Genomic DNA, 4,833 nt, shown 5'->3' with positions numbered 1-4,833 from the left:
GACCGGCTGACCTCCGCTCCGGGCGATCCGGCGTATGGGAGCCTCACGGTCTGGATCTCCTACCACGCAGGCGTCGGCAAGCTCGCCGGCGTTCGCCGGGGGAGCTTCTGGCCCGTCCCGAGCGTCGATTCCACGCTGATCGCCCTGTCGTTCCATCGGAGGCCTCCGGTGCCGTTGAGGCGGCCGGAGCACCTCGAGCTCACGCTGAGGGCGACCTTCGGGAAGCGCAGGAAGATGCTACGGGCCTCGCTCGCTCACGCCCTCGGGGATCCGGCGCGGGCAATGGAGGTCCTCGCGGGGGCGGGGATCGATCCCGAGCGGCGCCCCGAGACGCTTGATCTGGCGGAGTTCGCCGCCCTCGCGAATGTCGCGGGTCCCCTACTGCGATGAGAGCGCCGGGGCGTCTTCCGGTCTCGTTTAGCAACCGCGGCCGGGCTTGTGTAGACTTCTGCCTCGTCGCCAGGCTCGGTTGATCCAAGGAGCACGGAGGTCCGCATGAGAGGGGTCGTTCTGGCCGGGGGGCTGGGCAGTCGCCTGTCGCCGCTCACGAGGGTGACCAACAAGCACCTGCTGCCGATCTACAACAAGCCGATGATCTTCTATCCGATCGAGACTCTCGTGCGGGCCGGCATCCGGGACATCCTCCTCGTCACCGGGGGCAACAATGCCGGGGACTTCCTGCGCCTGCTGGGCAACGGCAAGGACTTCGGTCTCTCCCACATCGACTACGTCTACCAGGAGGGAGAGGGAGGGATCGCCGAAGCCCTGGGCCTGGCGCGCTATTACGGACAGGGGGATCGCATCGTCGTCGTGCTCGGCGACAACATCCTCGAGGACGACATCACGCCCTACGTGGAGTCGTTCCGCCGGCAGGAGGCGGGCGCCAAGATCCTCTTGAAGGAAGTCGATGATCCCGAGCGCTTCGGCGTGGCAGAGATCGGCGGCGACAAGGTCCTCGGGATAGAGGAGAAGCCGAAGCGCCCGAAGTCGCGCTACGCCGTCACGGGCGTCTACTTCTACGACGGCTGGGTCTGGGATGTGATTTCGACGTTGAAACCGTCCGCGCGGGGGGAGCTCGAGATCACCGATGTCAACAACGCCTACATCCGCAAAGGGCAGATGACCTTCGACATCCTCCGGGGCTGGTGGACCGATGCGGGGACCTTCGAGAGCCTCTATCGGGCGAACCGCTTGATCGCGCAGCGGGCCGGCGACTAGCGAGGCTTGCCTGCGACTGGGACGCCCGCATGGCGCACCCGCTCGGCCCGGCTAGGTTCTGGGGCCGCCTGGCCTCGCGGCGCGCCCGCTCGCCTTGGTGTCGCGGGGCGGAGGGAACCGTCGGGGTCCGTCTTCCTCGCGGCGCCCGATCGCCCGCTCGATCGCGACGAGGAGATCGAGAGAGTCGTACGGCTTCAGGAAGAACGCGGCGCATCCCAGCTCGAAGCATCGCTGCTCCGCGCGGGGAGTCGGATCGGCGGTGATCGCGATCACAGGCGTCGCGGCGAGGGCCGGTGTCGCGCGGATCCGCTCGCAGATCTTGAAGCCCGTCCCTGCCGGAATGTGCAGGTCGAGGAGGACGACGTCCGCAGGCGCCCGTCTGAGCTCCCTCATCGCCTCCACCCCGTCGCCGGCGGTGGCCACGTCGTATCCCTGTCCGGCCAGTCGGATGCGCAGCGCCTGACGCAGCTCGGGCTCGTCATCGACGACGAGGACTCGGGCCGCATCCCGAGACTCCATCTCGGCTGCGGTTCTGTGAACGGCACCTGCGAGATCGACGCGGTCCAATCCTGCCTCCCCTCCCCCCAGTTCTTCGGCTCCGGGGTCTCTCGCCTTGAGGAACGGGCCCCGAAAAGGTCTTCTCAAGTCGGTCGGGCTCCTTCAAGATCCCTCTTCAGGCGGTCGATTCTTTCGGGGGAACCCTGCCCTCCGGCTCGCGTTTAAGTCCCTGCAAGATCTGGAGGTAGTGATCAACAGGATCGTCATCGTTGCCCTCTGCCTGCTCGGGCTCGCATCCCCCGAGGCGCGGGAGGCGTCGGCACAACCTCCGAGTCCGGCGCGCGCGGACACGATCGGTTCGCCGGGCCTCTTCCGCCGCCTCTCCTTTCATCCCTCCTACAACAGCGGATACCAGGTGAACCGCACCTCCAAGAGCTGGGACCAGAAGCTGGAGATGTCGCGAACGATCGGTCCGCTCCGGCTGGGAAACAACTGGAGCATCAGGCAGAGGCGGGACGAGGCGCAGAGCAACCTGCGAGCGCGGACCGGCCTCATGGACTTCAAGGCGGACTACGGCCTCGGATCGAGACGGATCTGGACGATCGGGCTCGACGGGACCTTCCGCCGCGACTCCCGCCTCTCGAGGCTCAACGATCAGGTGGAGAACCGCTCGGACCTCGCGCTGGCGACCGAGTCAAGGTACCCGGAGCACCTCATGAGGGAGCACATCCCCTTCCTCAAGAACGCCAGCCTGTCGACGGCGGCCAACTTCGGGCGCGGTCTGGACGAGAGCGTGAGCAGGAGGTCGGGACGACGCGACTCGACAAGAACGATCGCCCTGATCGAGCACTACGATGCCTCGCTGACCGGAGATCTCAGAGGGGTGGGCTTCTCGGCCAGCGTGACGGAGGACCGCCGGGATGGGGATTCCCGAACCCGGCAAAGGGACGCCCAGGGCCGACTGACGGGCGAGACGAAGGACGCCACGTCGAATCGCTCGCGATATCTCAACGGCAATCTGAGCTGGAAGCCGCACACGACGCTGCAGTCCGATCTCACGGGCCGTTGGGGGAAGGAGATCAACGAGTACTGGGACATCCTCGCGAACGAAGGGGAGGGAGGGAGGGAGTCCAAGGAAGGGCAGGACATCGGCACCGATCTCACGCTCGCCTGGAGCCCCGCGAAGGATTACAGCCTGAGCGGAAACGTGCGGAAGTCGACGGCCCGGGCGGGTTACGCGCTCCAGAGCAGGGACTTCACCAAGGTGACGACCTCCGGGACGATCGAGGGCTCTGCGAAGCTCCCGCCGATCGCGGGGCCCCTGAAGCAGACGGAGCTCCGTATGGCGTTCGGCGAGGACAAGGCCGAGAATGCCCTCGAGGACCAGGCCGACTTCGAGCAGGTCAGCCGCCGGATGCGCGTGGGCGTGATGCGGAGCCTGGGGCAGAAGTTCATGCTCCAGCTCTCGCAGGACATCTCTCTCCTGCGGTTCACCTACGACGGCGGGACGAACGACCGCGACGAGCGGCGCAGCGTCACCGACGCGGTCCTGAACTACCGGCCGTCCGCGATCTGGAGCGGCTTCTTCAGCTACAATACAAGCGAACGGATCTCGGTGAGCATTCCGGGAGAGAAGGCCGGCAACAACAACACGAATCAGACCTACAAGGTGACCGGCCAGGTCACCTACACACGGGGATCGATGCGGATAGACCAACAATACAGCGTGCAGGCCGACTACACGTTCTATGACACCGAGAGGAGCCGCGACGCTCTGATCCGCACCAATGGCGTGCAGACGACTTTCTCGAATCCCATTTCCTCGAGGATCGCGGTCGCGCTTTCGCACGAGTATCAGTTCCGGGAGTCGGGGCGCTACCTGCAGGGGACGGGAGGGGACCCGAGGACCTACGACGCGCAATCCCAGGAGAGGAGGCAGGTTCTCTCGTTGTCTTCCAACTACACGATCGCCCAGGCGGTGCGGCTGGAGGCGAGGCAGATGTTCGACCGCCGCGAGAACCGGACGCTCTCGGCGATTCCCGGTCGCCCCGACCGCGTCTCGACCAGCGACCGGGGGGAGTTCTCGTTGAGGGCCGAGCTCGAGAAGACCTTTTCCGACGCGTTCAAGGTGAGCGGCTCGTTCCAGAAGACGATGTCCTTGACCGAGAAGGACTTCTGGAACGTCCGGGCTTCGGTCGAGAGGACCTTCTGATGAGCCGCGGCCTCGAACGCGCGGCTCTGCCCCTCCCGTCGGGCCACTTCCGGCGCGCGGCCGCATCCGGATTGCTCGCGCTCCTGCTTGCCGCCGCGGCCGGTTGCGGGCTCTTCGACCTCCGCGAGGCGGAGAAGGTGCAGTCGAACCCGGTCGCGTTCGACACCCCCACGGATCCCTGGATCGCGCTCAGGAACCTCAGGATCACGACGGCCGCGAAGGCCACGCCGAACTTCGAGCGGTCGATGACGGAGGATTACAAGTTCCGCTTCGATCCCTTCGACGTCGCGGAGGACTCCCTCCTCTGGAGCCGGACGGAGGACATCAACGCTCTCGATCGGATGTTCGGCAAGACGGGGACCTTCCGCCTCACCTGGAGCCCGAGCGACTCGAGCTATCCGGAGAGCGGATACTTCTATTACAAGAACCTCGGTTACCGATTGGTGTATAGGCGAAGCCTGAGCGACAGTGTCGTGATCCAGGGCTCGTGCGTCCTCTATTTCCGGCAGGTCGGCCAGCAGTGGCTGATCCATCGCTGGGCCGACATGGACGACGGTACGGCAGCGCCGACATGGGGTTACGCCAGGAGGAACCCGGACGAGGTCCTGGGGTCCTGAGACGCCCCGCCGTGGCCGGTGGCGCTCGGGCCGACGAGCAGGCCCGGCCCGCAGGCCAGGCCCGGGTGGTGTCCCACCGGGGCGGCCGGTGGTATAATGAAGAGGCGGGGCGCTCTACGCCCCGCGGAGCAAGGAGAAAGCGGCCATGATCAACCTCCGCCCTGCCAGGACCCGGGTGTTCGCGCTCGTCCCACTGTTGATCCTCCTCGCGGGCTGCCCCTTCAGTCCCGAGAAGGGCGGGACCAAGCCGGACGATCCGCCCCCCCCCCCCCCCCACTCCAATGAAGA

General features: G+C 66.4%; 5 protein-coding genes. 4 read left to right on the top strand and 1 reads right to left on the bottom strand.

What is annotated here, in order from left to right:
- Both FJY88_11930 and FJY88_11925 read left to right on the top strand, forming a co-directional pair.
- Positions 1-390, top strand: a 390-nt coding sequence (locus tag FJY88_11930; GenBank protein MBM3288042.1) for a 16S rRNA (adenine(1518)-N(6)/adenine(1519)-N(6))-dimethyltransferase RsmA, incomplete at its 5' end; no start/stop codon positions are given.
- Positions 391-495: 105 nt separating this feature from the next.
- Positions 496-1,218, top strand: a complete 723-nt coding sequence (locus FJY88_11925) for a spore coat protein (protein MBM3288041.1) — start codon at positions 496-498, stop codon at positions 1,216-1,218.
- A gap of 51 nt (positions 1,219-1,269) precedes the next feature.
- Here FJY88_11925 and FJY88_11920 read toward each other — a convergent pair whose 3' ends face one another.
- Entirely contained in the window at positions 1,270-1,785 is a 516-nt protein-coding gene (locus FJY88_11920; protein ID MBM3288040.1) for a response regulator, read from the bottom strand.
- 178 nt (positions 1,786-1,963) lie between these two features.
- Here FJY88_11920 and FJY88_11915 point away from each other — a divergent pair, with 178 nt between their 5' ends.
- Together FJY88_11915 and FJY88_11910 are read left to right on the top strand one after the other, a co-directional pair.
- Complete coding sequence (locus tag FJY88_11915; protein MBM3288039.1) at positions 1,964-3,928, top strand: hypothetical protein; 1,965 nt, start codon at positions 1,964-1,966, stop codon at positions 3,926-3,928.
- Positions 3,928-4,545 carry a hypothetical protein gene (locus FJY88_11910; protein ID MBM3288038.1) on the top strand — a complete coding sequence of 206 codons (618 nt, stop codon included), beginning with the start codon at positions 3,928-3,930 and terminating at the stop codon, positions 4,543-4,545. Before FJY88_11915 ends, FJY88_11910 begins: the two co-directional genes overlap by 1 nt.
- Positions 4,546-4,833 lie beyond the last annotated feature (288 nt).

The organism is Candidatus Eisenbacteria bacterium (assembly GCA_016867495.1).
Lineage (GTDB): Bacteria > Eisenbacteria > RBG-16-71-46 > CAIMUX01 > VGJL01 > VGJL01.
Note: the sequence above shows the minus strand (reverse complement) of the source record. Positions and strands in the feature narration are given on the sequence as shown.